The 26,934-nt window shown below is 48.1% G+C and carries 29 protein-coding genes; 4 read left to right on the top strand and 25 right to left on the bottom strand.

Translation table 11 applies throughout. The features are described from left to right. Positions 1–4: 4 nt before the first annotated feature. The 9 genes from AC6B99_RS21125 to AC6B99_RS21085 form a co-directional block, all read right to left on the bottom strand. The gene (locus tag AC6B99_RS21125) at positions 5–2,200 is read right to left on the bottom strand and encodes an alpha-galactosidase (protein WP_494864239.1); all 2,196 of its coding nucleotides are present in this window, start codon (positions 2,198–2,200) and stop codon (positions 5–7) included. Further along, positions 2,200–3,213: a LacI family DNA-binding transcriptional regulator gene (locus tag AC6B99_RS21120; RefSeq protein ID WP_496664164.1), complete on the bottom strand. Its 1,014-nt coding sequence runs from the start codon at positions 3,211–3,213 to the stop codon at positions 2,200–2,202. Before AC6B99_RS21120 ends, AC6B99_RS21125 begins: the two co-directional genes overlap by 1 nt. Positions 3,214–3,432: 219 nt before the next feature. Beyond that, on the bottom strand, positions 3,433–5,904 hold the full coding sequence (locus AC6B99_RS21115) for an EAL domain-containing protein (RefSeq protein WP_496664212.1): 2,472 nt from the start codon (positions 5,902–5,904) through the stop codon (positions 3,433–3,435). A 446-nt stretch (positions 5,905–6,350) separates the two neighbouring features. Further along, on the bottom strand, positions 6,351–6,830 hold the full coding sequence (locus AC6B99_RS21110) for a hypothetical protein (RefSeq protein WP_496664163.1): 480 nt from the start codon (positions 6,828–6,830) through the stop codon (positions 6,351–6,353). A 275-nt stretch (positions 6,831–7,105) separates the two neighbouring features. Then, positions 7,106–8,185 carry a CobW family GTP-binding protein gene (locus AC6B99_RS21105; protein WP_496664162.1) on the bottom strand — a complete coding sequence of 360 codons (1,080 nt, stop codon included), beginning with the start codon at positions 8,183–8,185 and terminating at the stop codon, positions 7,106–7,108. A 459-nt stretch (positions 8,186–8,644) separates the two neighbouring features. Further along, complete coding sequence (locus AC6B99_RS21100; RefSeq protein WP_235533354.1) at positions 8,645–8,776, bottom strand: YjcZ family sporulation protein; 132 nt, start codon at positions 8,774–8,776, stop codon at positions 8,645–8,647. A 123-nt stretch (positions 8,777–8,899) separates the two neighbouring features. Further along, complete coding sequence (locus AC6B99_RS21095) at positions 8,900–9,721, bottom strand: sugar phosphate isomerase/epimerase family protein (RefSeq protein WP_496664161.1); 822 nt, start codon at positions 9,719–9,721, stop codon at positions 8,900–8,902. 4 nt (positions 9,722–9,725) lie between these two features. Further along, complete coding sequence (locus tag AC6B99_RS21090) at positions 9,726–10,745, bottom strand: zinc-dependent alcohol dehydrogenase (protein ID WP_496664160.1); 1,020 nt, start codon at positions 10,743–10,745, stop codon at positions 9,726–9,728. A gap of 16 nt (positions 10,746–10,761) precedes the next feature. Then, entirely contained in the window at positions 10,762–11,679 is a 918-nt protein-coding gene (locus AC6B99_RS21085; RefSeq protein ID WP_496664159.1) for a helix-turn-helix domain-containing protein, read from the bottom strand. A 300-nt stretch (positions 11,680–11,979) separates the two neighbouring features. On the opposite strand from AC6B99_RS21085, the gene AC6B99_RS21080 reads away from it, so the two are divergent. After that, the gene (locus AC6B99_RS21080; protein ID WP_496664158.1) at positions 11,980–12,156 is read left to right on the top strand and encodes a hypothetical protein; all 177 of its coding nucleotides are present in this window, start codon (positions 11,980–11,982) and stop codon (positions 12,154–12,156) included. Positions 12,157–12,204: 48 nt separating this feature from the next. After that, positions 12,205–12,540, top strand: a complete 336-nt coding sequence (locus tag AC6B99_RS21075; protein ID WP_496664157.1) for a hypothetical protein — start codon at positions 12,205–12,207, stop codon at positions 12,538–12,540. A gap of 129 nt (positions 12,541–12,669) precedes the next feature. Here AC6B99_RS21075 and AC6B99_RS21070 read toward each other — a convergent pair whose 3' ends face one another. From AC6B99_RS21070 to AC6B99_RS20995, 16 genes are all read right to left on the bottom strand, one after another. Beyond that, the gene (locus AC6B99_RS21070; RefSeq protein WP_496664156.1) at positions 12,670–13,341 is read right to left on the bottom strand and encodes a M15 family metallopeptidase; all 672 of its coding nucleotides are present in this window, start codon (positions 13,339–13,341) and stop codon (positions 12,670–12,672) included. Beyond that, a complete protein-coding gene (locus AC6B99_RS21065) occupies positions 13,341–13,868 on the bottom strand; it encodes a phage holin family protein (RefSeq protein ID WP_496664155.1) in 528 nt (175 codons plus the stop codon). The genes AC6B99_RS21070 and AC6B99_RS21065 overlap by 1 nt, the downstream gene beginning before the upstream one ends. Positions 13,869–14,007: 139 nt before the next feature. Beyond that, complete coding sequence (locus tag AC6B99_RS21060; RefSeq protein ID WP_496664154.1) at positions 14,008–15,684, bottom strand: hypothetical protein; 1,677 nt, start codon at positions 15,682–15,684, stop codon at positions 14,008–14,010. A 7-nt stretch (positions 15,685–15,691) separates the two neighbouring features. Continuing rightward, positions 15,692–15,973, bottom strand: coding sequence for a ketopantoate hydroxymethyltransferase (locus AC6B99_RS21055; protein ID WP_496664153.1), 282 nt, complete (start codon positions 15,971–15,973; stop codon positions 15,692–15,694). Continuing rightward, a complete protein-coding gene (locus tag AC6B99_RS21050) occupies positions 15,970–16,554 on the bottom strand; it encodes a putative phage tail protein (protein WP_496664152.1) in 585 nt (194 codons plus the stop codon). Before AC6B99_RS21050 ends, AC6B99_RS21055 begins: the two co-directional genes overlap by 4 nt. Further along, positions 16,547–17,626: a baseplate J/gp47 family protein gene (locus tag AC6B99_RS21045; protein WP_496664151.1), complete on the bottom strand. Its 1,080-nt coding sequence runs from the start codon at positions 17,624–17,626 to the stop codon at positions 16,547–16,549. The genes AC6B99_RS21050 and AC6B99_RS21045 overlap by 8 nt, the downstream gene beginning before the upstream one ends. Further along, positions 17,619–18,020 carry a contractile injection system sheath initiator gene (locus tag AC6B99_RS21040; RefSeq protein ID WP_494881437.1) on the bottom strand — a complete coding sequence of 134 codons (402 nt, stop codon included), beginning with the start codon at positions 18,018–18,020 and terminating at the stop codon, positions 17,619–17,621. Before AC6B99_RS21040 ends, AC6B99_RS21045 begins: the two co-directional genes overlap by 8 nt. Then, on the bottom strand, positions 18,017–18,397 hold the full coding sequence (locus tag AC6B99_RS21035) for a DUF2577 domain-containing protein (RefSeq protein WP_496664150.1): 381 nt from the start codon (positions 18,395–18,397) through the stop codon (positions 18,017–18,019). Before AC6B99_RS21035 ends, AC6B99_RS21040 begins: the two co-directional genes overlap by 4 nt. Continuing rightward, positions 18,394–19,362 carry an XkdQ/YqbQ family protein gene (locus AC6B99_RS21030; protein ID WP_496664149.1) on the bottom strand — a complete coding sequence of 323 codons (969 nt, stop codon included), beginning with the start codon at positions 19,360–19,362 and terminating at the stop codon, positions 18,394–18,396. The genes AC6B99_RS21035 and AC6B99_RS21030 overlap by 4 nt, the downstream gene beginning before the upstream one ends. A gap of 4 nt (positions 19,363–19,366) precedes the next feature. Next, positions 19,367–20,050 (bottom strand): LysM peptidoglycan-binding domain-containing protein, encoded by a 684-nt coding sequence (locus tag AC6B99_RS21025; RefSeq protein ID WP_496664148.1) that lies wholly within the window; start codon positions 20,048–20,050, stop codon positions 19,367–19,369. Beyond that, positions 20,050–22,221, bottom strand: coding sequence for a hypothetical protein (locus AC6B99_RS21020; protein WP_496664147.1), 2,172 nt, complete (start codon positions 22,219–22,221; stop codon positions 20,050–20,052). The genes AC6B99_RS21025 and AC6B99_RS21020 overlap by 1 nt, the downstream gene beginning before the upstream one ends. A 236-nt stretch (positions 22,222–22,457) precedes the next feature. Next, a complete protein-coding gene (locus tag AC6B99_RS21015; protein ID WP_496664146.1) occupies positions 22,458–22,880 on the bottom strand; it encodes a phage tail assembly chaperone in 423 nt (140 codons plus the stop codon). Between the two features lie 40 nt (positions 22,881–22,920). After that, positions 22,921–23,385 carry a phage tail tube protein gene (locus tag AC6B99_RS21010; protein WP_046229141.1) on the bottom strand — a complete coding sequence of 155 codons (465 nt, stop codon included), beginning with the start codon at positions 23,383–23,385 and terminating at the stop codon, positions 22,921–22,923. A gap of 1 nt (position 23,386) precedes the next feature. Then, positions 23,387–24,703: a phage tail sheath subtilisin-like domain-containing protein gene (locus AC6B99_RS21005; RefSeq protein WP_494881445.1), complete on the bottom strand. Its 1,317-nt coding sequence runs from the start codon at positions 24,701–24,703 to the stop codon at positions 23,387–23,389. A gap of 3 nt (positions 24,704–24,706) precedes the next feature. After that, positions 24,707–24,895: a hypothetical protein gene (locus tag AC6B99_RS21000; RefSeq protein ID WP_056043740.1), complete on the bottom strand. Its 189-nt coding sequence runs from the start codon at positions 24,893–24,895 to the stop codon at positions 24,707–24,709. A gap of 270 nt (positions 24,896–25,165) precedes the next feature. Next, positions 25,166–25,780 carry an ECF-type sigma factor family protein gene (locus AC6B99_RS20995; RefSeq protein WP_237163481.1) on the bottom strand — a complete coding sequence of 205 codons (615 nt, stop codon included), beginning with the start codon at positions 25,778–25,780 and terminating at the stop codon, positions 25,166–25,168. A gap of 302 nt (positions 25,781–26,082) precedes the next feature. Between AC6B99_RS20995 and AC6B99_RS20990 the strand changes: the two genes are divergently transcribed. After that, positions 26,083–26,511 (top strand): helix-turn-helix domain-containing protein, encoded by a 429-nt coding sequence (locus tag AC6B99_RS20990; protein ID WP_496664145.1) that lies wholly within the window; start codon positions 26,083–26,085, stop codon positions 26,509–26,511. An 8-nt stretch (positions 26,512–26,519) separates the two neighbouring features. After that, positions 26,520–26,930: an ImmA/IrrE family metallo-endopeptidase gene (locus tag AC6B99_RS20985; RefSeq protein WP_341279363.1), complete on the top strand. Its 411-nt coding sequence runs from the start codon at positions 26,520–26,522 to the stop codon at positions 26,928–26,930. Positions 26,931–26,934: the final 4 nt, after the last annotated feature.

Here is a 26,934-nt window from a genome sequence, read left to right as displayed (position 1 = left end):
CAGCTTAAACGCCAGCAGCGCGGAAACGATAAACCTTGCTTGCATAATCGTTATGGAATTGCGGCGTCGCAAGTCCAGCATATAGCAGCTCATCGCCACCATACGTCTCGCCATTTTCTTGCCATACATAATCGCGGCTTGGATCAAGCCCTTTCAGCACAAAACGGCTGAGCGGCGGATTCGGCTCCTGCAAGACGGATGTGTAGACAGCAAACGCCTCGCTCTTGTCTTTCGAAACGAACATCCATGCGGCAATATTGCCTTCAAATGGGCTGGACAGACGATAGAAATCGCCAAACTGCACGAGATGGCGGACTTCTTTATAGAGCGCAATCTGGTCTTTCACCGTTTCCTTCTCATCCTCGGTGAACTTCGTCAAATCCAGCTCATAACCAAAGTTGCCGGACAGCGCCACATTGCCGCGCGTCTCAAGCGGCGTACTGCGGCCAACCTGATGGTTAGGAACAGCCGATACGTGGGAGCCCATCGAGCTAATCGGATAAACGAGGCTCGTGCCATATTGGATTTTCAGCCTCGATACGGCATCGGTATTATCGCTCGTCCAAGTTTGCGGCATGTAATACAGCATGCCCGGATCAAAGCGTCCGCCGCCGCCGGAGCAGCTTTCAAACAAAATATGCGGGAAAGCAGACGTAATGCGCTCCAGCACTTCATAAAGGCCAAGCATGTAACGATGAGCCGTCTCACGCTGGCGCTCGGCTGGAAGCAGTGCAGAGCCAATCTCGGACATATTGCGGTTCATGTCCCATTTTACGTACGTAATCGGTGCGCTAGCGAGAACATCAGAAATCGTTTTAACGATATATTCGCGAACGTCAGCACGGGACAGATCCAAAATCAGCTGATTGCGAGCCTCTGTACGACGCCTTCCTTCGACATGCAGACACCACTCGGGATGAGCACGATACAGCTCGCTGTTAGGCGATACCATCTCCGGTTCAAACCAAAGGCCGAACTGCATATCCAGATTGCGAATGCGCGCTACTAGATCCTCAAGACCGCCCGGCAGCTTGTTTTTGTCAACGAACCAGTCTCCAAGCGATGAATTGTCGCTATTGCGCTGCCCAAACCAGCCATCGTCGAGCACGAACAGCTCCATGCCCAGTTCCTTGCCTACCTTAGCAATATCCTCAATTTTATCCGCTGTAAAGTTGAAGTAAGTCGCTTCCCAGTTGTTGATCAAAATCGGTCTGCTCTCGTCACGGAAGCTGCCGCGGCATAGACGCGAACGATAGAGATCATGGAAGCTGCGGGACATGCCGCCCAGCCCATCGGAGGAATGCACGAGTACCGCCTCTGGCGTCTGGAATTGCTCGCCTGGCTCCAGTCTCCAATTGAAATCAAACGGATTAATTCCGATAAACAATCTTGCCGCATGGTACTGGTCGACCTCAACGCCTCCTACAAAGTTTCCGCTGTAGACGAGGTTTACCCCATATACATCGCCATGATCCTCTGTTGCCCCAACAGATAACAGGGCGATAAATGGATTTTGCGCATGGCTGCTTGCGCCGCGGCGGCTTTCCACCGATTGCAGTCCCGGCTCCAGCTGGCGGCGGTGAATGTAACGCTCGCGCGCCCATGCACCAGACAGCTGAAGCATATCATAATGGTCATTAGGGAGGTCTAAGCTCATGCTAAGCGCCCGAAGCAGCTGCAGCGTGTTCTCGCTGCCATTTATGACACGAGCCGAGCGAGTAATCGCGTTATACGATTCGAATACGGTATAGAGCAATACGACACGCAGACCTGAGTAGCTGTCAGCAAGTGTAATTTCAAGCGTCTGTGCCTCGTCTTCGCCTTCTACATAGACAGACGGCAATCCTTCAAGTGACGGCTTGCCCTGTACGATCCGGTGAGAATCGTAACGCAGATCCGTTACCGTCGTTCCGTCAGCAAGCTGTACTTGATAGGCCGGATAGCGGAAATCCGAATTGCCGAATGCCGGATATTCCTGCGGAAGCGTATCAAGCGACACTCTTAAATCATCCGCTTCTGTTGAAGGACTGAACGAGCAGCGCTCCTTCAGCTCAAGCAGTCTTCCGAGCTGGCTGCCTCGTACCCGCTTGCCCCAATACACATGTGCCGGGTAAGCGCCTTTCACCAACGCGATCACATAGCTGGTTTCTTTCGATTGCAGATGAAAAAGCTGATTTTGTTCGTCAAAAATAATCGCCATTATTCATTAGCCTCCTTATTATGGCCGGCTGTCCCGCTGCTTTCACGCGCCATTAGCGTCGTATTCATCATGACATGCAGCGGAACTTCACGGCCTTCAATCCGTTCCAAAAGCAGTTGTACTGCTGTCTTGCCCATTTGCTCCGTATATGCCTTGACGCTCGTTAGCGGCGGCTGTACGAAAGCCGATACCTCAATGTCGTCGAAACCGACAATGGCCATTTGCTCCGGCACCTCTACACCGTGCTCATGCAGCGCGTGAAGCGCACCGATTGCCATCGGGTCGCTGCCGACAAAGCATGCAGTAGGACGTTCTTCCAGGCCCAGCAGCCCATTCATCAGCTCATAACCGCTGCCTGTTGTCCATTCCCCGGCAAGCACCCATTCCTTACGCAAAATACCGTGCGACTCCAGCAGGTGCTGCATATGCTTGCGCCGCGGCTCGTCGGCGGCTTGATCTACTCCACCGCCAATGTAGCCAATGCGGGTATGTCCAAGCTCCAGCAGATGCTCCATAACATCCTCAACCGCCTGCTCAAAATTCAAGTTGACCGTGTCATAATGCCGCAGCTTGCCCAGATGGTCAATCATAACGACTTTGTCGCCTTCGTACAGCATCCGAACGTCACGCTCTGCCACCCCGCCAACGACAATGAGGCCATCCAGCTGCGGATGAGGCTCCATAGCTCCGCCAATGCGCCATACTTTAACGATGGCGATGCCGAGCTCCTCACAGCGGCGCTCGATCCCTCTGCGAATGGATAGGAAATAAGGGTCAATATCCTCATGTTCAAGCGTAAAGCTCAGCAATAAGCCAACTTGCAGCTGTGAACGCTGGCTTTCTTGCTTGAGCCGTTTTAGACGCGATGGCTTATACTGCAACTTTTCCGCTATCGCGAATATGCGCGCACGCGTCTCTTCGCCGACAGCGAGCGTCATATCGTTGTTAAGCACACGTGACACCGTCGCGGCAGACACCTCCGCCATAGCCGCAATTTCTTTAATCGTTGCCATTTCATCCACCACATTCGTTTAGTTAATAAATTTACTAAATAACTCTCGCTTTATTTTAGCAAATTTTTTGGCGCACAACAAGCTTTGCCTCCATGAACGAAAAAAAGAGCCTGCCCTCGGACGGGAAGCTCCTGCTAGTCTTTCCTTATTTTACACATGACTGGCTTAACCTACTCTTTAACCTACTCTAAGGCATTCAAACTCTAAGGCATACAAGCCCTAAGATACATGCTTGTGGTAAAGCTTGATGAAGCACTCAGCCGTAACCGGCGGACTATAAATATAGCCTTGCACCAGATCGCATTTATGCTGGCGAATAATTTGCAGCTCCTCGTCGGTTTCGACGCCTTCCGTCACAACCTTCATATTCAGGTTATGGGCGATAACGACGAGCGATTTAAAAATCATTTGCTTCTTAAAATCCGAGACAATATCATGGATAAATGATTTATCCAGCTTCAGATAATGCAGCGGAATGTTTTGCAAATAGCTAAGGGACGAATACCCCGTACCAAAATCATCTAGAGAAAGCCGAATGCCAAGCTGCTGCAGCTCGCGCAATATTTTCAGCGTGTGATCGGGATTGTCCATAAAAATCGTCTCCGTCAGCTCAAGCTCAATTTGCTCGGGTCTGACAGAAGCTTCTGTAATAATGGACTGGATCGTCTCCACGATATGCTTTTGCTGAAATTGCAGCATCGACATATTGACGCTGACCGTCAGCGCCGTGACGCCTTGCTGCTCCCACATCTTGATTTGTTTGCATGCCGTTCGAAGCACCCATTCCCCCAGCGGGATAATGAAGCCCGTCTTCTCGGCAAGCGGAATGAAATCAAGCGGCGAGATCATGCCAAACTCAGGATGGCGCCAGCGGATCAAAGCTTCGGCTCCGTATATTTGTCCGGATTTCAAATCCACCTTTGGCTGGTAATACAACACGAACTGCTCGCCCTCAAGCGCAGGGAACAGCCCATTTTCAAGCTCCTGCTCCCGCTTTGAAACATCCTTCATCGATGGGGAATACAGCCTGCTTGTATTGCGCTGCTTCTTGGCGACAAAAAGCGCGGTGTCCGCCTCCTTGACCATACGGTCGCCGGTTTCCTCCGTCAGCTCATGCTGCAAACTAATGCCAATGCTAGCGGTAATGTAAAATAGCCGGTCATTCAATTGTATAGGTTCGGCAATCGTAAGCAAAATATCATCAGCTACCAGCAGCAGCGGATTCATATGATTGACGTCATTCAGCAGCACAACAAATTCATCTCCGCCAAAACGGAACACCCGCCCATTAGAACCAACGGTCTGTTTGAGACGGTCCGCGAACTGCTTGAGCAGTTGGTCGCCCATCGCATAATCAAGCGTATCGTTAATGACTTTAAAGCGATCCAAATCGATATACAGCAGTGCTGCCTGCTTATTGCTGTAAGGCACAGTATGTATTTGCTCAATATGACGCGTATAGCCGTAACGATTAGGCAAGCCTGTCAACAAATCATGAGTCGCTTGAAATTCGATTAATTCCTCGCTCGCCTTGCGGTGATCAATCATGCGATTGAACTGCTGCGCCATAAATTCAAACTCGTCCTTCGTATCAATGTCCAGCTTCTGGTCGGTATCTCCCTCCACCAGCGCCGAGGACACGTGGACCACTTTGCGGATGTTTTGGAGCACAATTTTGCGAATGAGCAAAATCATCAGCATCGTTGTGAAAACAAAAGCAACCAGGGAAATGATGATGGTATTGCTTAAGCCTTTATAGTAGTCCTTGAGCATATTGCCCTTCGGAATGATCGTTTCAAAATACCATGTTTGATCCTTTATATGTATCGGGTTAAGCAGCCTCATTACCGTTCCGCCCAACATGGGGTCGGAAGTATACATAATGGTTAGAGCCTGCTCCTTCAGCTCCTCTAACGATTCGCCCTTAGGCAAAGGCAAATAAGGCTTGGATACCAGCGCGCGATCAAATCCATTAGCAAGGTAGCTGTCACCAGCCGTAATCATCGTCGCGTAGCCGCCCATAGGACGGATTTTCTCCACTTCCTGCTGCACCATGTCGAGGGAAATATCCGCTCCAACGACACCTAGAAACTTGCCCTGCTCATCCAAAATCGGATAAACAAATGACGAAATCAAAATCCGCTCGCCATTTATATCATAATAATAAGGCTCCATTAGAGCGAATTTCTTCGTCCGCTTGGGGATTTGGTAATAGTCCCCGTCGCCAATATTTTCATAGTTTTTATTAGGATAGGCTACTATCTTGTCGCCTTGACGCACAATATAGGGGACAAAACGTCCCGTGTCATCATCGTAGCTGCTTTTGTTGCGAAAATTCCCATCCTGATTATCGAACGCATTAGGCTCCCAAACCGTAAAAACACCGAGTATATAAGGCTGTTCCCGCACAAAATTTTCAATGAGTCTAACTGCCTCCGAGCGGTCAGTCATGTTATATTCCTTCATTTGCTGCAACGATTGCTGCAGTCCTTCAAGTCTAATCAAGGCATCGTTCGTTTCAATGGACATCTTGGTTGTGTAGGCATTGGACTGATTTTGCGCAACCAGTTCCCCTTGACGCAAGCTGACGTCGTAAAGCTTCATTAATTGAATGGAAGCAAGCAAAGTGAAAGACAGGATCATGAGGGCTCCCAAAGTAAAAATTAATTTATGTGCAATACCAACCCTCATTGTTTTCAAGTGCCTATCCTCCTCCAAATGAAGCTGCTTATTGAATCGACGAATTTTGCCAAATTATGATATAGTTCTAGTATACTTGACGCATTAATCCAAACACAACGCCAAATTAATTTAATATTTTAAATTACCACGACAAATTGCGACAATTATTGTCGAATCTCGATTTAACTGCCCTATCTGCTGAAAAAAAGCTGTTTTTCCGCCATTTCCACCTGGCTGCTGACGTTCAATAAACTGTATTTCCTCCGAATCATTGCCTGTTATAGCCGAAAGTTCCCCTACATGTGATGGGAGCTTTCGCGCTTTCCGGCTATGCTTTTGTAGGCATATTGAACCTGTATCTGGCAATAGACCGGCCATATATTTACACATAATTAAGGTGAAACGGCTGTACCAGCCTTTGGCGGCACAACTACCGTTTAAAAAATACGACCAATTTAACGCCTGCTGTCCTCTGCCGCATCCTTGGAGCGTTGAAACTTGCGAATATCCTCGCGCAGCTGCTCGGCCGTTTTTCCTTCAGTCTCAAGACCATACTCTTTCGCTGCATTGCGCAGCATTTCCAAACGCTTGGCCCGATGCTCCGCTTTAAAAGCTTCCCACTTCGCCGGATCTTTTTCCTTCGCTGCCTTCAGCTCGCTCTTTAATTGCTCGGCTGTCTTGCCTTCTACCGCAATGCCGAAATATTCAGCCATATAACGAAGCTTGGCGAGACGATACTGCTCGTGGCCCAGCACGTGCTCGCGATGCTGCTTTTTATGCTCCTCGTGAAAATGGCCCTTGGCAGCTGGCAGCTTACCATGCTGTTCCTCCGCCTGTGGCGGCTGGGCAGGCTCGGCGGCATAGGCCGCGGGTAACGCTATGGCTGCTACGAGCAGGCATGCCGCTGCTGACCTCACTATTTTTGACTTATTCATCCTTGGACACAACCTTTCTGCTGGGCACAAGCGAAGAAAGAAAGGGCTATTTTTAAAATCCTTTCAGCGCCATGCCTGAATTCTTGATGCAAGAGGGCGAATCGCTTCAGCCCCTTTACTTGGTTATTTTGTCCATCAACGATTTAACATAATCATGAGAAAAGCGGAAGAATCATAAAAAACGCCAGAGCTTCTGCTCTGACGTCTGGCGCTGCAAATACAGCTTTATGTGTATGGAGACAGCCCATTTGCCCCGTTCTTACTGCTGGCTCGCTTTATGCTTCAGAAGAAGCGCCGTACTCCAACTGCTGAAGCTGTGCAATCAGCTCTTCCCGGGAAAAATGCTCGCCAATAAACACGGCTACATCATTAACTTTGCCTTGCGGTGTTATTTTCATAAAATCGCTTTCCCCATAGGCATATTGAAACAAGAAGCGGCTCGCCGTATCCGTAAAGGTCACGATGCCCTTCGCCCGATAAACATGCTCAGGCAAATTTCTTAGCAGCGCTTCAAACTGAACACTGTCTACGGGTCCCTGCAAATAATGGGTCAGCGCCATGACATGGTCATGCGAATGGTGGTGGTGCGCATGCTGCTCTTTCTCTTTATGCTCGGGAGAATGCTGGTGATGATCCTCATCATGCTCATGGGAGCAGCCCGGGCCACAGGCATGGATAGCTTCAGCGTTTTCCTGGTTCGCAGTCGGCGGCAAGGCCGCGGAGCTTGCAATCACCGGTTGCTGAGCGTCCAGCCAGGACCACTCGTCTATAATGCAGCGCATCGTTGCAACGATTTGGGCGTGGGCGTTCAGCTCCCGCAGCGCCTGCTGCGCTTCAACCAGCTGCTCCGGCTCCAGCTTGTCCACCTTATTAAGCAGCAAAAAGCTCGCGCAGCGAATTTGGTCCTGCATCAGCTTAAGCGTCCGTCCTTTGCCGGCACGGGTACGCTTTAACAGCTCAGGGCCATCTACAACTGTAATAACCGCTCGCAGATCAATGCGCATATACATGGCCGCTTCGGTTACGCCGTCCAAAATCTCCATTGGATTCGCAGCACCCGTTGATTCAATGACGATAATATCAGGCTGATGCTCATCCATCAGCAGCTTCATCTCCAAGCTCAAATCGCCGCGAATCGTACAGCAAATACAGCCGCCCAGCAGCTCGGCCATCGGCACTTCATCTCCGACTTCTTGTCCATCCAAATTAATATCGCCCAGCTCATTCATAATGACAGCTGCTTTCTTACCTTCAGCCTGCCAATAATCGAGCATGCGTTTCAACAGCGTCGTCTTGCCGCTTCCGAGAAACCCGGTCAGCAAATAGACTGGTACTGGCGGTTTGCTATTTTCCATCTCCAAAACTCCCGTATCCCATTATTGTCCTTCTACATAAGCTTTATTATATCGTAATAGTTACGTTTTCGCACCTTAAATACGGCCCAATCTATGTAAAAGCCCGGAGCGCGGGAAGCTCCGGGACGATTAAGCCTATTTCATGATTTTGCACGCTCAGGAAAGCTGGCAGTCTGAACGAAATAGCTTGCAGCGGTTATGCAAAACCTAATAAAGTTATGAGCCATGTCGGCAGACATCAACATTTATTCATTAGATGAAAGCGCGAGTGATGATAACAAGTAGAATGAAAAGGACAAGAATCGCTCCTACGTTAGTAAAGGGGCTGCAGCCGTGGCCGTGGCCGTAGCCTGCACCTGCTAAATTGTAGCTCATTTGTTCAACTCCTTTTTGTTCAGATATACGTTTCTGCAGCCCAGCGCCTAGTTCGGTGCCGAACCGCCAGATCCTATAACTGGACTATAGCCAGCAAGCGCGAGTAATAATTACAAGCAGGATGAAAAGTACAAGAATCGATCCTACGCTTGTGAAAGCTCCGCCTACACCGCAAGGGGCACAGCCAATTCCAGCGTTTGCCACATTGTAGCTCATTTGTCCATCTCCTTTGGTTGAAGTACACAGTATCCTATGGACGAAATGGCGAAACGGTATAGGCGCTTGCAAGAAATGTGCGTTTGCCCCGTTAACTGCGGGCTTGCTGGCTTAAGGAGCCTTTTATGCAAAAACCTTGTCGAATCCGGCTTTGGAGCGGCTTAGCAGCTCATCTGCTGTTCCTTCAGGAGCAGTCTGGGTCAATATTTCCTGTACAACTGGCCCCTTGTAGCCGATGTCGGCGAGCGCAGCAAGAAAGCCTTTCAGGTCAATAACCCCTTCACCAGGGTAGAGGCGGTCATTGTCCAGCAGCTCAGCGACAGGAAGATCGCGGGCATCATTAATATGAACGTGAACAACCTGATCAGCTCTGAGGCTCCGCAAATGCTCCGGCGTAAAACCCGTCGTATGGCAATGATAGGCATCTACCAGCAAGCCAACATTTGGCCGATTAATTGCCGAAATAAGCGCTAGCGTCTCCTCAACCGTCCATATAAAAGGGTTCGCCCATGCCGTCCGCAAATGATGCGGTCCCACAAACTCCAGCGCAAAACGAATGCCATACGCATCTAAAATGTCAGCAATTTGGCGCAGGCGGGCTACCGCTAGCACGGTGAACAGGGCCGATTTATTGTCCGTCGAGGGCAAAATATAGGTACAGCAGGCTGTACATCCCAATTGTGCCGCAGCCGCTGCATGCAGCGGAAGCTGCTTCAGGCCCTCCCGAAACTGCTCATCCGTGCCGCGCCATTCAACATTCAGCCCTATGGAGCCTAAAGTCACCTGATGGTCAGACAGCAGCCTCACTGCTCCTTGCTCCCCATGCTTTTCTACAAGCGCTTTGGCATCGATATCCACAACGCCGAATCCGTACTCTGCCGCTTTTGCAATCAGCTGTTCATCTGTAATGGAGCCTAATCCCGACTTGCTTAATCCTCTAATCATTCCCCTACACCTCTTCCCAGTTAAATAGCACACCTAAATATTCATCTTTTTTATTGCGTAATCCTTCATAGGCAGCAGGTGCATCAGCAGGACTCATAATGTGGCTAATGAGCGGCTCGACCTGAAGCTTGCCATATTGCATGAGGCGGAATACGACCTCTGAATTGCGCACAAGGGAATGCTTGACGAATGCTTCCGGCGTTAGCGGATAACGCCATTCATGCGCTCCCTTGAACGTCACACAGCCGCGACCATTCAAATGAATGCTGTTCAGCAAGTCGGTTACATTGCTTTGCAGCTCTCCCCTTGGGCTGCCGAGCAGAATCGCTTCCCCATATTGGCCGACAAGCGCTACATTGTCCAAAATAACTTGCGGGACGCCGGTCGCTTCGATAAGTGTAGATACCCCTTTGCCGCCCGTCAACTCCATAACCCGCTTATGCGTATCCGCGCCTGCCTCAATGGCATGCTGGATGCCGCAATTTTTCGCGAGGTCTCTGCGTTTTGCAGCTAAATCAATGCCAATAACCGAAGCGCCTTGAAGTCCAGCAAGCTGCGCGGCCATATTGCCAATTAGGCCAAGGCCTGTCACCGCTACATAATCGCCCAGTTCAATTGACGATACTCGCGTGCTTGTCATCGCTACCGTAGCCATTCGTGTAAAAGGAGCCCAAGCCAGCGGCAAGCTGTCCGGCACTTTAAGAAACACCCCGCTTGTCGTCGTCAGCTCATAGCGGGAATGCTTCCCGTAGTGAAACACCATATCGCCAATTTGGAAGCCTTCAGCCGCATCCGGCCCCAATGCTACAATTTCACTAGCTGCCGCATACCCTGGTACAGATGGCATATGGAACCAGCCTTCGCCTCCCGAAAGACAAGCAAGCTCCGTGCCAGGGCTAATGAGCGTATAATGCTTTTTCACCAGCACCTGATTGCCTGTAAGCTCTGGAACCTGGGCTTGCAGCTCCTCCTGCTTCACTTCTACTTTCCACGGCGCAGTAAATTCAATTTGCGTGTTTTTCATGAGTCGCACTCTCCCGTTATGTAGTGGTTGGACTATCGCTTATGAGACTTCGGATAGGACCGGAAGCCTCGGCCTTGAATTGGCTAGGCGTCAAGCCTGCCTCTCGTTTGAAAATTCGACTAAAATGATGAATGCTCGAAAATCCGCTGCCCGCCGATATAGCGGTCAACGTCTCTCTGCCCTCCATAATCCGTTTTTTGGCATGCTCAATGCGCACATATGTCAAATACTTATGAAGCGTGACACCCGTCTGCTCTTTAAATAAGTTGGATAAATAGCCCGGCGACAGCCCGGACTGCTCACTTATGCGATCATTATCCAGTTCAGGATCGGTGTAATGCTGCTGAATATAGTCAATGCATTGCTGGATTGGCGCCCACGCTTTCGCCTGTGTGCCCTCCTGGCGCTCATGCCCGCTTTGATTGCGTAGAAAAAGCACGAGCAGCTGCAGTGCGATCGCCTTAAGCTCCAGCTCGCTAGTGGCGCCGCCTTCTATGAATCTTTTTCGCATGATGAGAAACAGCTTCTTCAGCTCCATGCGGTCGGGCCCGCTGATGGCGGAAACCGGATGCAAGCCTTGCAGCAATTGCTCACGCTGTGGAATGACTAGCTGCTCACCTGTTACAATGCCAATGGACTGCCAACGTTCGCGGGTATCATCATGGAATAAATCAAAGTGAAAAATATACTGAATCAGCGGCTCGCTCGACGTAGAGCGAATGAAATGCGTCATCAGCGGCGGCATCACAATGGCATCGCCTTCTCCAAGCTGATAGCGAACGCCATCTAATATAAAATCGGCTTGCCCCTGCTCAATAAACGTAAATACATGGTCAAAATCCAGCCACTCGCCCGATAGCTCGGCGGATTTGATGATTTTAACAAAACGAACGAATGGAGAAATATATTTTAATGCTGCTGCCGAAAAAGTCATCCGCTAGCCCCTCCTCCTGTGAAAATAGCTTATAAGCTTTAGTTTAACATGAAGAGGCAATCATTGGAGGGAGAGACAAACTCGCGATCATATGCTTTTTCGCCTATTCGTTTGCTTTGCTACCGTTTTATTTTAACGTAATAACGCTTCCAATTCTTTAGGGGAAAGTATGACTATTTAACAAAAACTACGATTTATTTTTCACAAGGATGTGGTAGGAAAATAGACTTTGCTGGAGAATATAGTTCAACTGAGGACATCGTGCTTTTACATTCAAATGAAAGGAAGGTGACCCTGCCCATGTCTCTTTTTTATTATATTGCCGCTAGCCATGAGCTTCCAACGGGCTCGTTCGGGATGAAAAATAAGACGATGACACTAATGGATTACGTCACTTATGTGAATCCAGAGGCTAAAAATCATGGACATATGAAAACTTTATTGGAGAAATATCCGAAAGGGGACAAACTGATATAAATTTATGAAACCGAAGAGGATGCTGCGGGGTTATATGTGCGCGGGTCTATGGAAGATCAAGATGCCTCTCATATTTTCCGCCTCCCCTATGTATACGAAGTACACCCGGATGGCGGCTCCTTTCAAATGAATGAGGAAATAAAGCGCTTGTATCCCACTGCCTATCCATGCAGCAAAAAATGCTTGACGGAGCTGTTCCATTACTTCGACCGCAATCTGGAAATCGGTGAGGAAATCGAGCTATTTTCCTGCTGGGCGGATGGAATGGAGCGCTTTAGGGAAGCGGCCAAGCTGGAGCCTGATCTGACGCTAGAAATATCTGAGTTGCTCCTAGCAGAGGAGTTCGAATGGAGGAAGCAGCAGTACATCGTGGTCAAAAAGTAAGCTTGCGGCAAGCGCCGAAATGGAGAGCGTCTGGTGAGTAACGCAAAAGTGCGTCGAAATCGTAATTTCTCTCCATTTCTTTGTTCAGATTCTATTTGCAAGTCGGCAAAATAGATGGCCGCAGGCGGTTTATTGTTCTTTTTGTCCGCTTGCTTTGCGAAGCTCATTTGCAAGCCGATGCGCTTCTTGCATGCCTGCTGCATCGCCTTTTTGCTTGCATGCTGCCCAGGAAGGCTGCAAGTAACGTTTAATAAGATCATTAGCATCATCGGCTTTCATGATATACGAGTCCTCCTTCGTTATATGGGCCATCGCCGCCGCAATCTGTGCCGCAGTTGGCCGAATGCCAGCCCGGAGCTGCGCCGTCGATAGGCCAAACGTCATTTCAAAATGGGGATAATCCTTAAATGAAGTCCAGTCTCCTCCCCACGCAAAACCAAGCCGCTTCGCTTCATCTACTACCTCGGCCCAATCCGCGACTTTATTGGCATTGCCATCGCGCTTCGTATCCCAGTAAACCTGCTTCCCGTCCGGTGATAGCAGCGCAAAATCTATTGCTACGCCAAAATTATGGTAGCTGTAGCCGCCTTTGGCGTTAGTGACAATGCTGCCCGCCGTCGTTCGGCCTTGCGCGTACAGTTTCTCCTGCTCAGCAATTGTACGCAGCCCTTGCGTAATGACGATGGGAATATCGCGCGCATAGCAGCGTTCAATAAGTCGCTCTGCAGCGGCGCGAACAGGGGTTAGCAGCCCTTCGAGCTTGGGTACGGATTTATTTTTCACCTGTAAAAGGGTTAGCATTAGGAATCATTCCTTTCTGTTTGGTCTGTAGATTCAGTTGGTTCTGTTGATTCAGTTGGCTCTTTTGGTTCCGCACCGCGTTTTGTCGCCCGCTCCATCTTCGCTTTCAGCTCGCTTTCGATCAGCTTGACCACAGCCTCGGGAATCCATTTACCCCAGCCGGCGCGGTAGGCGTTGGCCGTTAAGGACTGCCAGGTGTGATAAATCAGCCCAATCGTAATTGCGTAGAAAAACAGCCCAGGCATCGCTAGCATCATATCCAGCAAATTCGCCAGTACTGGCAGGGCCAGAAGAAACAGCGTCCGCAGCACGCCCTGCATGCCGTATTCTGAGGAATACGTCGTATCTTTATGCGAAGCGGCAATGCCCGTAATCCAGTCCAGCCCAATGACCACCATTAGCAGCAAAATCGGAATCAGCCTCCCCTCCCCATAAATCAGTCCAATCCACGGCGCCAAAAAAGCTCCCACCGCTCCCGCAATCGTCGTCCCCGGCGTAATATCGATGTTGAAAATAGGTTTGAACATGTTGGTTTTTCCTCCTTTCGGGTTGGCCCCCGCGCGGTTGTTGCGCTAGAGACAAAAAATAAGGCTCCGCCGGAGCGGAGCCTTAACAGAGATAATGAAAATACATAAAATAAACTTTCTATTTTGATGAAAGTAAGGTCTAGGCTATTCTAACCATATTCCACCAGGTAAAGTCGGCTAGCATAGTTGAACTCGAGGTACCACCTGAGAGTACGGAATAAATTTCAATGGTTGCACCTGCTTCTAACCAAACTGTTCCTAATATTGGATAGCCATTATCACTAGTAACAGAAGGAGAAACACCCCCAAGATTGATATTCCCAATTCCATTCACAAACAACCGAGCTGCTGATTTTTGAGTGTTTTGAATAGATCCGAGCGTTAAATGTCCAGTAATTAAGTAAATGCCTTGTTTTTTGACCACAATTCTTTTGTTTGTATTATCCCACTCTGATAAGGTATCCCCTACTACACCTAAATTTAGTTTTGTCAAGACTCCATTATTTACAAAAGTTTGATTTGCACTTAATGATCCGTTAACAAAGCTACGGTTGTAAAGTGTATTATCTCCCCATGGATTTTGCACTCCAGCTCCAGTTAAAATCATACCACCTTGACCGATATGGTTCTGATTCGTCCCTGTAATTGTATTTGCTTCCGCCACTGTAAGGCGCCCATTATAAGCTGCTCCGAATGCCGAAAAATTCCCACTACCTTCCGTATTCTGACAAATAACCTCTCCATTAACATGTGCATAAATACCAATTTGTCTATTGCTAACACTAAGTTTATCAACGTGCAATTTCGAATAATCTACATATACTCCTTGTGAGCTAGAGGGACTATCGACTTTACACAGGCTCAAATAAACGATGTTGCATCCTGAAAAATAGAATGCCGGATCAGTTGTCCGGGTAGCTTTGAAACCACTTAATTGAAAATAGCATGTGTTTCTATAGACACTGAAACCTTGAACTACTCGAGTATCTGATATCACGGTGTCCCCAACAATAATTAATCGTCCGCCACCATGAAAACCTACAACATGAACAACTTCATCATATGTTCCTTCCGCAACATACACTCTGACTTCATGATTTATTCTTTTTGGAATTGAATTAATTGCTTTTTGAATAGTCCTGTAGGCCCCTCCAGAAGTATTGTTTAACCCGTTGTTAGCATCATTACCATCTGGTCTCACATACATGGTCATATCAACCGATGTCATAATTGAATTAACCGCCGAAGTCACTGTATCCAACCGTGCAATATCATCCGCTGCTACAGGTGGCGCTACCTTACCCCGACCACTAGCATCCCGCAGAATGGTACGATTAGCAGTAGCTGCCGCATCTGGCCTCATATTGATCCAATTAGGCGTAAATGCTAGATCAGCTGTTGTAGCAATAGCCCCCGTATCAAAATACTCTACGCTAGCAGTCAAGTGGTTAAAACGAATACCCCGTGCTCCTAAAGTTGCATGCGTATTACTATAACGGTACTCATTGTTAAGTGCCGTATAGCAGTTTTGCGCGAAAAGAGCATATCCCGTACTATTCGCACTCATATCTGCCCAAGACCCTGCACTGATCTCACGCGCAGCTGTCTCGACGAACAAAGCTCCAGTCATTTTGCCGCCAGCTTGGTCCAATTTCTCAGCATGCAGCTCCCCAATCGCACCAGCCGCATCTTTCGCCTCCGTCGGCACGGTCGACATATCCCCGATAGCCGAGGCCTGTTCATTCACTTCCTGACCCAACTCATTCATATCCGTCTCGGTCACAATATCATTAAATTTCCAGTCTGTTTTAGCCATGTTTATGTTACTCCTCCTTCACAAAAATCGTTTGAATCATGAGCGTGTCTGATGCAATGGGCAGGTTTACGGTGTTGTCGCTGACGGTTCCGGCTGCATTTTTCAGTTCAATGCGAGTGACGGTAGCGACCGCTCTCTCTGGAATCAAATAATTCAGGCTAAGCACACCATCGCTGACCAATTTCACTATAAAATCCGTAATTTCATAAGCCCCGCTATTGAGCACAACCTTCGTAATTTTTGAATCAATAAACTCCGCAACCTCCTGCTTAAACGTAGACGTAATCACTTCACAATCACCTCCGCTTCCCTATCTGTAAATGGCGTAACGCCGAGCTTCCAACTGCCGAGTCTAGCGTTCCGCACTAGAGGAACTCCAACAATTCGTTCTTCCAAAACAACGCCATCCCTAATCGTCGTCTGCTGACGATAAACGATATTGGCTGGCTTAATGGCCGAAACGGTCCGCTCAACTTCTTTGAAAATATTGGCGTCATCAATTGCCGCTGTCACCGTCAAAATAAAGCTCTGCACATCAACAGCAGCGATGCCGCGTCCCCGCCCAACCAGATAATCCAGCCGCTCCTGCAAATATCTCATCGTAAAAGGAGGCTTGGTCGAATAACGATTGACGATTCGTCTCCGGCGAAAATCAACAGTTTCCGCATTCGGATCGGCTTGAATGCCCAGCATGCGCTCCCTTCGTTTAATAGCAGGCAAGCTCGCCGTCATTACAAACCCGTCATCCAGTTGCTGCAGCTGTGCGTGTTCCAGCAGAGCCAGCTCCACATCTTCCGTGGCTGCGAGCTTAATGAATTCCTTAATGTCCGCATACAGCTCCGGCCAATAGGATGAAACCGGCTTAGTCATGCACAACCACCGTCCCCAATAACGGGATTTCACCCTCAGCCAAAGCTAAATTGGCTGCGGCTCCGTTTAGCGTTGTCCCAAGTACATCCACCACTCCCGAAACAGTCAAAATACGGGCCTCGATTTGAGCAATGCGAACGGTAAGCTCCTGCTGATTCATCCATTCTTGGCGCAGCTCTAGCAAATAAGCGGAAATTTTATCCTCAATATCACTTTGAACTTGTCCTATCGTCCTACCTTCCTCAAGCATAACCGTTGTTTCCATGGCCACCTGCACCGCGTCGACGCCCGTTACCGTTACCTCATGTCCGATTGGCGCCATACCGAGCCCAAGTCCACTATTGAGGGTTGGATCGACAGCGGTCTGAACAAGCTCAATGAGCGGTTCCGCTGGCTTTGTCCAATCCGCAGCAATCACCGTGCATTTGACAGTGCCACCACCATTCCACACCGGAAAAATTTTCGCCCCGCCTACACCATCAATCGAGCTAATCATTTGCTTGTAATCGGCAATATTGCCGCCAAACGCTGGCTCATTCACGACGCTGTAATACCTTGCCCGCAAAGCCTCATCCGTTTCAGCTTCTTCGCCAGGCACTATAATTTGCGCAAGCTCTGCGCGCGCAAGCCCATCAATATAAGCAAGCGGCAGCAGCGCCCCATATTTCTGATTGCCAACGATACCCGCTGTCTCACAGGTCAACGTGAAAAGTCCCGTTCCGATTTTCCCTGTCACCGTATACCTCAAATCATCGAGGGCAAACCTGCTCTGCAAAGGAACATCTACAAGCTGCCCATTGCTGCCAAAAAACTCCCCTTGCCGCTGGGCGAAGGTCGCTGGCTGCCTTTCCACACCAAACTCGGCCGTCCGCCGCTCCAGCCACTCGCCCGAAGCCGTATCCGCGAATAAGAGCGCCTGATTCACATCAAGCTGCGCATACATCTCAGACAGCTCGGCAGCTGCCGGCGCCAGGGCATCATAAATAACGCTGCCCTCTCGCTTATCTACATCATCTGAAACCCGGTCCAGCATACGCTGTAAAATAAAGCTGTACGTAAATGCCTCATACACGGGCCATCACCTCCTCTTTAAAGCTTCCTTCATCGGTAACCACTGTAAAACTCACCGCTGCCTTGTCCCCCTCAACCGTCAGTTCAAAATCAGTTACATCTGCTATTCGATCATCCGCCAGCAGCGCTTCGGTTACGCGGCGCTTGAGCTCAGAGCGTACATAGAGATGGGAGGATTCATTCAATAAATCCAGCTCGGAGCCATAATCAAAGCTATAGATAAAATAGCGATAACGCTCCGTTTGCAAAATTTTGAACACAGCCTGCTTAATCGCACTGAGGCCATCCGTCATGCCGGACATACGCTTATTGGCAAAATCAATATAATACGTCCGGCTGGGCTCAATGGCCGCTTCGATATCCAATTCGTCGATAATTGCACCTTGTGGGATCATACGCTCACCCGATCCAGCACGACGAACTGCTGACCGCCTTGAACCCGAAGCAGCAGCACCTTATCGTCAATATCCAACGCACGCCGAATGCGCAGCATTGATCCTGAGCCAGCGACAGCTGTCTCAATAACTCCCTGGTTCGTACTCGTTCCCTCTGCCTCGTCCGTTCCTGCATCATAGGTAAGCATGAGACCTGTCTCCAACTGTGTCATACTTTCCGGAACAATTAAAAAATCCTCCGAAAGAGTGAAACGTTGGTCAACGTTCACTTCCAGAGGATTCGTGCCGGTGACCCGGCCGATTAACACAGCGACGGGATTGCCCGACGCATGGGCGGCAGCGCCCGCTTTTTTAATCGCATCAAGCAGTGCCATCATATCACCTTCAATTCTAATGTCATCGTATGCGCGTCCGCTTCAAGCTTGTGGGAGCATTCATCGACCAGAAAATACTGTCCAATATCCAGTTCCTCAATGACAATCGGAACATAGGAGCCTGCACGCACGCGTAAATCGCCAATCGCTTCAATGCTGAGGCTGCGCTGCTCCCGATTTTTCAGCTTCAGCAGCTGGTCCAGCAATTCATTGATTTGCGCGCTGTTCATTTGCTCGTCGGCTACCTGATAAAATTGCAGCAGGCCCCATTTGGCAATATTTGCGCTGTCCTGCCCAATGTAGACGTCGCGCTTCCCGGTTTCCTTATTGTTTTGCACCACTTTGATCTTATTGTACGATTCACTGTCTATCGAGCTTTTATAGCCAAAATCCGTCATCAAGCTCCAATCGCCAATGATAGAATCCGTCTTCATGTCCTCAATATTGCGTAGAGACAAAGCACCCGCCTCATCGAATAATACAAAATTGCCCTTATCATTGATTAGCGTATAGTCGAGCGCCTTGCACATAATATCCAGCAGCTTTTTGTTGTCCTCCACCATAGAAGGAATGACATACTCCGTCTCCGCCAGCGTTCCTATTTTCAATCCCGTATCCTCAGCTATTTGCTTAATCATTTGGGTAGCGGTTTTGTTGCTGAACACATACGTATCACTCATCAACAAATAACGCAGCTGGTCATACGCCTTAATCGTGACACTCTCGTCTCTGCCGAAATTGTATTCAAACACATAGCCGTAAAATACAACCTTCCCATCCTTCGACAGCCGCACGACGTCGCCATTGTTAACCTCAAACGCTTGGTGCTGGTACGGAGCACCCTTAATAAGCGTAAAATCCAAGCTCGATGCAGAGCCTATCCGCTTCGTTTTATACGTCAGGGAAGGAACGAGATTTGTCACATTCCACACTTTCCCATTCCGGTTATCGATCAAAATTTCCAGCATCTCATCACCCCGGCAGCTTCAGCACCCTACCGATTTGCAGCTTGCGCAGCTCAGAATCGGCGATGCCATTCAGCTTCTGTATTTCCTTCCAACGCGACTCGTCCCCGAGCTGCTTTTTGGCTACCCCAATGAGCGTATCGCCGCTTACGAGCGTGTAGGTTTTTGGGGTTTCCTTGGTCAGGCGCCCTTTTGTATCGCGTTCTTTACCGCCGCTCTTCTCATGTTTTTTATTAATTTTGACGGGCCTTGCCTTGTAAAATACGTACTTTTTCAGCCCCAGGCTGTACTCAATATCACCAGAGCCCGCCGCTTCCCGCCATTCAAACTTCTCAATGCTGACGGCAAGATTCAGATCGAAGGAGGCACCTGTGAAAATAAAGCGGATCGGACGTTTCTTTTTCATCCAGTCCTGAATCAAGGTCAAATAAACATAAGGCTCGAGCAGCGTCTCGCTAGCGATAAACGAATAATTCGCTCCAGGCGCAGGAAAAAAGCTGTCGAAGGAAATCTCCGTCAGCTTTGGACTTTGAATCACATTAATTTCGCCAAGACCGGACACGTCGTAAGACTTGCCGCTAGTTGCGTCGCTAATTTGCAGCTCAGCTGGATTAACCGGCAGTCGAAAGCCGCTTTTCTGATTGTTGTAACTGAGCCAAATGCCATACTCATGATGCTTGTTCGTAATCATTAAGCATACACCCCTTCCGCCGACGAAGCGATTTGTTCGTTCAGGGAACGCTCAATTCGGCTAATAATGGTGTCAATATCGGTGCCATTGTTGATGTCACCGGTTTGTACGCTCACGGTCGGCTGGAGCGATACGAAGTTCTGAATATTTTTCATCTCCGCAAGCTCGCGCATCGTCTTAAGATCCTCGCTGGCAATGTCGACGGTGTCGTTGATCTTGCCGACTTCTCCCACTTTATCAATATTTGTAGGATTATAAGTGCCCTTGCCAGTACCCGATCCATTCCCATTAATTAAATTGTTATACATTTCTTTTGCCCTTGAAACCGTATCATCTACTTGTTTGAACGTACTTAATGTGTCTTCATATGCTCCAAGCCCTGCATTTTTATAATCATCCCAGGTTTTACTATCCCACTTTTCGGTCTCAACTACATCTTTATCACTGGTAGGTTTATTTTTCTCCAGATTGGTTTTCAACTTTAATATCCAATCACTCAATCCAGTTTTACTGTCTGTGTCCACCATTTTGAGTTTTGTGCCTGCAAGTTTCTCAAAACCTGGTATAATTGACATACCATTAATAAGGTCCTCGAAAAATTCTAAAACCTTGTTTATAGCAAGGCCTATTGTTTCTACAAAACCACCAGAAAATTCTTCACCTGCTAATGCCATTTGATAAAATCTATCGAATACTGACATAGCCAAATCCCAAAATAACTTTTTAACTGAATAAATAGGGTCTTTAAGAAAATTTTTAAAAAAGTCACCGAATATAACTAGGTAATTACGAATGGCTATAAATAAATCCTGAATTCCTACCCAGTGCATCGCAAGGCCACCAACCAATCCTGCAATAATTTGTTCTGTCGAAATTCCAAATGCATTTAAAATTTCCAATAAAATTATAATACCAGCAATAATCGCGAATATTGGCCATGCTGCAACAATCCAATCCACCATAAAAATTACTGCTGCAACTGCTGCAGCCGCTGCTACAGCAAGTAGAGCATTTTGTAGAAAGCCGATATTTTCAGCTAGAAAAGGGATAACTACTGACGCAACTGCTCCAATTATTTTAAAGCCTACTTCAATAGTATTAAAGAATGGATCAAATTTACCCTCTTGAAAATACGTATTCAACATTTCCAGCACTGGTAACATTGCATCAATAGCAGAAGTACCAGCCTTAGATAACGAAGATTTAATATTTTCACCCAGTATTCTTCCTTGAACACCCGCGCTTTTTAGCATAGTTGATGCTGCCTTTTCTCCTAAATTGGCTGCCTCAGTCATTTGATTTAGTGCTTTAATAAACGCGTTGATATCCCCTGATTTTCCTATTTCTGATATATTTGAAGAATTAAGAATAGAATCAGGAATATTATATTGTCTCGCTAGCAGCTTTAAATCACCACCCATTGCTGACTTAATAGCTGTTATTGCTGTCTTAGCTCCTCCACCATTGGTGTCTAAAAGCCCCAGACGCATAGCTATTTTTGAAAGCTCCTCAAGTTGATCTTGGGTATTGATTTTAGGAAATAAGGACAATGCACTTTTAACCGCATCATCTAGCGAGGTCCCTGTTGCTATTGCGTTGCTTTTTAGATTCTCAAAAAAACCATTACCAGACTCCAGACTACCAGTTCTTGCAATAAGCATGTTTTTGAGTTGATCCTCTTGAAGGGCTCCACCTAACGATAAACTCATAATTTTTTGAGAAAAGTTTTTCAGAACTCCTTTCATACCACCTTGCATGACCTTATCAAAATTACCCCATTGAAAATCGTAATTTTGAGAGGACGATGAAGACGTAGATGTAGCTGTCTGAAGTGACAATCCAGAAACAGCTGCCTGTATGCTAGTTGTAAAATAACTAACATCAAAATCAATATTACGACTAAATGTAAACGATGAACGTGGAAATTTTGAAGCTTCTTTGTTAAATTTTTTCTGAGCTTCGGTAGATAGATTTATTGAATCTGTTATTTTATTTATCCCTTCATTGGAAGCAGATATTTCTTTTTGCGCGTCAATAAACATACTTGCAATGCCGTTGTTGCCAAGTAGTTGTTTATTCAGTTTTTCAAGAAATCCAATTGTTTTCTCCAATGCATTTGTCATTGAAGTTAATGATCTTATAGATGCATTGGCATTTATCGTACCCGCCATCCTTCCACCTCCTTACAGAACAAAAGCGCCCTCTATTAGAGAAGCGCCGTCCCGTTACTTTCATTATTTCTTCTTCATTTTAGCCCGTTGCTTCTTCTCGCTGTCGATGCGGACATCAATCATCGCGTAGATCGCCGCTTTCTCGCGGCGCGACATGCTCATCAGCTCATGGGGCAAAATGCGAAGCTCGTGGAGGGCGTAGTAAGCGTAATTCGCTTCACCGTCGCCCTCTTTAATTAGTTTTTTACTTCATCGGCCAGCTCATTCAGGCTTTGATTAAAGCCGTTGATTTCCTGCACGCGCTGTACAAGCGAAGCATATTCGCCCGGACGCAGCATTTTGCGGAGCAGATGCTCGGCGCCCATCGTACCGTACGATTTTTGCAGCTCGGCATCCTTCAAGCTCGGATATTGAATGCTGCTTACGACCAGCTTAGCCAAATATTCATCCGTATTCGTCTCCGGCACGAAGGTGCCGTTTTTGCCTTTCACTTTGCGGGTTGCGGATTTGCGGCATTCTTCATTTTCCGCCTCCGTCATGCTGCGCAGCTCCCAGGCTACCGGATTGCCGTCTGCATCCTTGAATCGATCGGACACGACGAATTTCTCCGTCGCCTCCGCAGCTGTATTTTGCGCAAAAAACAAGCTTAAGTCACTCATTTGCTACCTCCATGGATTGGTTTTATTGGGATAAAGCTATTTATACGCGTGCTGGCGCTTTGAAGCTTTCGGCAATATCGACGCCGTCGAAGGTGAACTCAAGCTCTTCCTCAAGCGCTTCGCTCTCCGTGTCGAGCTTGCCGATGATGACCTTGTTCAGGTTGACGTTGTACAGCACAACCTCTTGGCGGCCGATCGTCGAAGTCGGATCTTCATTAATGATGTGAACATCAAAATTCGTATCAATGCCTGTTTTCACGTAATCGAGCATCATTTGGCGGAATTTCGACGTCACATAATAAACTGTCATGCTGCCGGTACCCGACCAGCCCGTCGCTTTATGCTGCAATGCGCGATGACCCAGCGTCTTAATTTCCGCTTTCGTCTTCTCCACGCTTGCTTCAAGCGTTTTAATATAGAACATTTCCTCGTTTTGGCCGTTGATTTTCGCATAAGCGCGTCCCTCTTGCCCCGAAATCGTATCTCCTGCATGCAAAAATGCCATATTACTTCACCGTCACTTTCATATATACTTTTTCAATGCTGTCAACCGGCTGGATGTAAACGTTGATGACGATGCTGTCGGAAGCCTCGCCCGCTTCAACCGTCAGGTCCGTTTGGGAATTAAAGTTTTGAATCGCATTGCCATCCTGGAGCAGCGTCAAATATTTCACGCATTCGCTGCGGAATAGGCTGCGGCCATCCGGATTGTTATCGATTTTGCCGATGTATTGCGTCTCGAACAGTTTTTTCATGTCGGTTGCAATGCCGTCCAGCACGCGGATAACACGGTTTTTCGCAAAAGAAGGATTTTTTCCCGGCACATAGGTGACCAGAGAGTTAATATCCTGCTCAACGATGACACGGCCGCCGTTAGGAGTGAACAAAAATTCACCCGCACGCAAAGCCTGCTCGATTTGCGAATTCGAATAACGAACGTCGACATCCACTGCACCTTCGTACACACTGTAAGTAAGCGATTGGCTCATACTTGCTCCGGAAGTAGCAGCTGCCACCCATACGGTTGCTTGCTCGGCATTCACTTCTGTGCCGTCTTCCAGCTTGACGCCATTTTTCACGCTAATGATACCTTCGTAATCCGATAGTGGGGCATTTGCCAGCACGACCTGAATTTTCTTGCCATCATTTTCGCGCAGTCTGCGGGCAAAAGCGGCGTAAACCGACTTCAGCGAGCTGTCGCCAGAAACAAGCGCCACCGCATTAAATTCCTGCAGCTCAACAGCTGCCAAATAATCCAGATGATTTTGATTCGTCACCGTGCCATTCGCACCGCCAGCAAGTACCGTACCTGCTGTCGCTACAAGCGCGCCAGTGCCGCTGAAATCGACGAAGCGATTGGATTCAAGGCCAGCAATCGCAGCAACTGTCTGCGAATCCACTTCTTCACCCGCCAAATAAGTGACAACGTCGAATTGATCTTCATCATCCACATTGCTCTGAACCGATACGGTAATCGCATTGCCGCGTGTGCCGCCAAATTTAGCTGTTGCCACCAGTCCACCAATCGTTGCAGTCGCTTTCGTTCCTGCATTCAAGCGGTAGAGCAGCAAAGTTTGTGCCCGTTTCAAAGCCTCACGAACGAGCAGCATTTCCGGTGCGGTTACATCATAACCGAGCACGCTCCGCAGATCGTCGCCTGCTTTAATGGAAATCATCGTTTGCGGCGCACCCCAGTTCAGCGTCAGCGCCGTTGATACGATGCCCCGTTCCCCTACGTTTGCTGCCGATTGCGGCTCAGCCGCGAAATTAATGTATACCCCTGGTCTTGCTTTCGTTTGCGTTGTCCAAGTTCCTCCTGCCATGATCTACATGACCTCCTTTTGTGAATATGCTTGTAATTGCTGTTTGACCTGCTCATGGGAGTAAGTGCTGTGCTCGTCCAAAATGACATTCAGCACATCCTTCTCGCCTGCGGAATAGCGCGCTGCTGCCAGCAGCTTCTGCTTGCTGTGCTTTGCTTCCATCGTGCTTTGCCGATTTTCCTGATCATTCACCGCTGCTTCCCTCCTGTTTCCTCCAAGCTAGCCTTGCGGCGCTTTCCCCGCCTCAATCGGCGATTACCGGCCTTGACGCTGCTGCTGTAAAGCTTCCTTCGTCTGGCGCTACATGTCCTCACCCCCTTTCACATTGAGATATTTAAATTACTTCGAGTTATGAAAAGAGGATTTAAAATACCTAACAAGCATCGTTTGTTGCCGTTGCTCATTTGGTGACAATATCATAATAACACGGTTTTGGAGGCCGTTTCGGACACTGGGCGGACACTATACGGACATAAACCGGACAATCTCGGAAACCGCTTTTTGACGCCATCTGCGGAAGGTACGATCGACGATTCCGAGCTCCGATGCGACGAAGTCAGCTGGTTTTCCTTCAATATAACGGAGCCTCAGCAGCGTCGCATATTCAGGGAAACAAGCCTCCAGCGCTTCCAGCGACTCATCAATCGTTTGCAGCTGGCGCTCCAAATCCTGCAGCTCGCTCAAACGTTCAATGACACCCTCATAACCTTCCGGCGCTGCACCCGCCCTTGCTTCAATAACTTTAGCGATTTTGCGGCTGAGCTCCTGTACGAGCTGCTCTTCATCGGCATTGCCCGGCTGGATTTGCTTTACTTCCCTAAGCTGCGCTTTCGTTCCAGCGGGGTACCTCGTCAAATGCGTATGTGCCAGCTTCTCTAATTGCTGCTCCTGCTTGTCCAAATACATATAGGAAGGAAGTCCGCGCAGCTGGCGATGAAGCTCCTGAAGCTTGTCATCCTCATATACCGTGCTTACCGTCAGACCGCTTCCAACCTTTTGCCTCTCAATTAGTTTTTTTCTGGCGACGAGACGCTTGTACGACTTTAATTGCTCAATTGTCATTTTTTCTACGTCCATTAAAATACCCTCTTTCTATTTAATAAAGTATTTTTAATACCATTTATTTTAAAAAATAATAGCGGACCTGCGATATTGACAATACCATCGTTAAAAGGTAAAATATAAATATAGTATTAAAAATACGTTTTAGCCACTTAATCGGCTTATATACTCGCTTTCAAACGGTTCACTTGCTATTTTCAGTAGCATTTGCGGAATCATTTCATAGCCGCTGTAACGACTGTGAATCTTATTATAATTGATATTTATAATACCGTCAAGTATTATAAATACCTTTTCAAGAGACGGAGGGTATTACCATGGCGATGGGAGCAAGGATCAAGCAATTGCGCACACAACGAGGGTTAACACAGCAGGAAATTGCTGAACAGCTTGGCATGGGACGCTCAAATTTTGGGCATATCGAGAATGATCGTGTCGTCCCGACCAGTGAGGATTTGCAGAAAATTGCAGACATTTTGCATACGACTGCCGACTATTTGCTCGGACGCCGCGATGCGTTTGCGGAGCATGTGCCAGACTGGGCAACCGCTAAAGACAAACGCGATTTCAAAAAAATGCTGGAGGAGGACGGAGAAGTTATGTTTGACGGCGTTCCGATGAGCCAAGGCGACCGCCAGCGTGTCATGGACGTGCTGACCGGACTATTCTGGGAAGCTAAGCAGATGAACAAACGTGCTCCCAAACCAGAGATAATGGACAAAACAACAGATCATACCGAAGGGTAGGTGCTGCCATGGACAAACTAATACTGCGCCTTGTGCGAAAATTCCAGACAAGAGATCCTTTTGTGATCGCAAACGGTTTGGGTATCCATATCCGTTACGCCGATCTGGGGCATGAAACGCGAGGCTTTTATTATAAGAAGCTGCGCCGTCGGTTTATCGTCATACACGAGCGTCTGCCGGATGACTGGCAGCGTTTTGTTTGCGCGCATGAGCTGGGACATGACCGCCTGCATCCCGGCTTCAGCCGTTTTTGGCTGGACGAGCAGTCCTTTATCAATGTTGGAAAATATGAGCGCCAAGCGAATAAATTCGCCGTCCGCCTGCTGACCTCTGGGGACACGATCGGCCGCTCGGAATCCATCGGCGAGCTGCTGCAGCGTAACGGCGTCCCGAAGGAAATGGATAAGTTTTATTTTTAGCTGC

It is taken from the genome of Paenibacillus liaoningensis, from assembly GCF_059609455.1.
The sequence above is the reverse complement of the archived record's forward strand: the minus strand, read 5'-3'. Positions and strand labels throughout refer to the sequence as shown.

Bases quoted from the DNA above. Each gene is read 5' to 3' on its own strand.
- AC6B99_RS21125 (WP_494864239.1), bottom strand. From the start codon at position 2,200: ATGGCGATTATTTTTGACGAACAAAATCAGCTTTTTCATCTGCAATCG.
- AC6B99_RS21120 (WP_496664164.1), bottom strand. From the start codon at position 3,213: ATGGCAACGATTAAAGAAATTGCGGCTATGGCGGAGGTGTCTGCCGCG.
- AC6B99_RS21115 (WP_496664212.1), bottom strand. From the start codon at position 5,904: ATGAGGGTTGGTATTGCACATAAATTAATTTTTACTTTGGGAGCCCTC.
- AC6B99_RS21110 (WP_496664163.1), bottom strand. From the start codon at position 6,830: ATGAATAAGTCAAAAATAGTGAGGTCAGCAGCGGCATGCCTGCTCGTA.
- AC6B99_RS21105 (WP_496664162.1), bottom strand. From the start codon at position 8,185: ATGGAAAATAGCAAACCGCCAGTACCAGTCTATTTGCTGACCGGGTTT.
- AC6B99_RS21100 (WP_235533354.1), bottom strand. From the start codon at position 8,776: ATGAGCTACAATGTGGCAAACGCTGGAATTGGCTGTGCCCCTTGCGGT.
- AC6B99_RS21095 (WP_496664161.1), bottom strand. From the start codon at position 9,721: ATGATTAGAGGATTAAGCAAGTCGGGATTAGGCTCCATTACAGATGAA.
- AC6B99_RS21090 (WP_496664160.1), bottom strand. From the start codon at position 10,745: ATGAAAAACACGCAAATTGAATTTACTGCGCCGTGGAAAGTAGAAGTG.
- AC6B99_RS21085 (WP_496664159.1), bottom strand. From the start codon at position 11,679: ATGACTTTTTCGGCAGCAGCATTAAAATATATTTCTCCATTCGTTCGT.
- AC6B99_RS21080 (WP_496664158.1), top strand. From the start codon at position 11,980: ATGTCTCTTTTTTATTATATTGCCGCTAGCCATGAGCTTCCAACGGGC.
- AC6B99_RS21075 (WP_496664157.1), top strand. From the start codon at position 12,205: ATGGAAGATCAAGATGCCTCTCATATTTTCCGCCTCCCCTATGTATAC.
- AC6B99_RS21070 (WP_496664156.1), bottom strand. From the start codon at position 13,341: ATGCTAACCCTTTTACAGGTGAAAAATAAATCCGTACCCAAGCTCGAA.
- AC6B99_RS21065 (WP_496664155.1), bottom strand. From the start codon at position 13,868: ATGTTCAAACCTATTTTCAACATCGATATTACGCCGGGGACGACGATT.
- AC6B99_RS21060 (WP_496664154.1), bottom strand. From the start codon at position 15,684: ATGGCTAAAACAGACTGGAAATTTAATGATATTGTGACCGAGACGGAT.
- AC6B99_RS21050 (WP_496664152.1), bottom strand. From the start codon at position 16,554: ATGACTAAGCCGGTTTCATCCTATTGGCCGGAGCTGTATGCGGACATT.
- AC6B99_RS21040 (WP_494881437.1), bottom strand. From the start codon at position 18,020: ATGATCCCACAAGGTGCAATTATCGACGAATTGGATATCGAAGCGGCC.
- AC6B99_RS21035 (WP_496664150.1), bottom strand. From the start codon at position 18,397: ATGATGGCACTGCTTGATGCGATTAAAAAAGCGGGCGCTGCCGCCCAT.
- AC6B99_RS21030 (WP_496664149.1), bottom strand. From the start codon at position 19,362: ATGCTGGAAATTTTGATCGATAACCGGAATGGGAAAGTGTGGAATGTG.
- AC6B99_RS21025 (WP_496664148.1), bottom strand. From the start codon at position 20,050: ATGATTACGAACAAGCATCATGAGTATGGCATTTGGCTCAGTTACAAC.
- AC6B99_RS21020 (WP_496664147.1), bottom strand. From the start codon at position 22,221: ATGGCGGGTACGATAAATGCCAATGCATCTATAAGATCATTAACTTCA.
- AC6B99_RS21015 (WP_496664146.1), bottom strand. From the start codon at position 22,880: ATGAGTGACTTAAGCTTGTTTTTTGCGCAAAATACAGCTGCGGAGGCG.
- AC6B99_RS21010 (WP_046229141.1), bottom strand. From the start codon at position 23,385: ATGGCATTTTTGCATGCAGGAGATACGATTTCGGGGCAAGAGGGACGC.
- AC6B99_RS21005 (WP_494881445.1), bottom strand. From the start codon at position 24,703: ATGGCAGGAGGAACTTGGACAACGCAAACGAAAGCAAGACCAGGGGTA.
- AC6B99_RS20995 (WP_237163481.1), bottom strand. From the start codon at position 25,780: ATGGACGTAGAAAAAATGACAATTGAGCAATTAAAGTCGTACAAGCGT.
- AC6B99_RS20990 (WP_496664145.1), top strand. From the start codon at position 26,083: ATGGCGATGGGAGCAAGGATCAAGCAATTGCGCACACAACGAGGGTTA.
- AC6B99_RS20985 (WP_341279363.1), top strand. From the start codon at position 26,520: ATGGACAAACTAATACTGCGCCTTGTGCGAAAATTCCAGACAAGAGAT.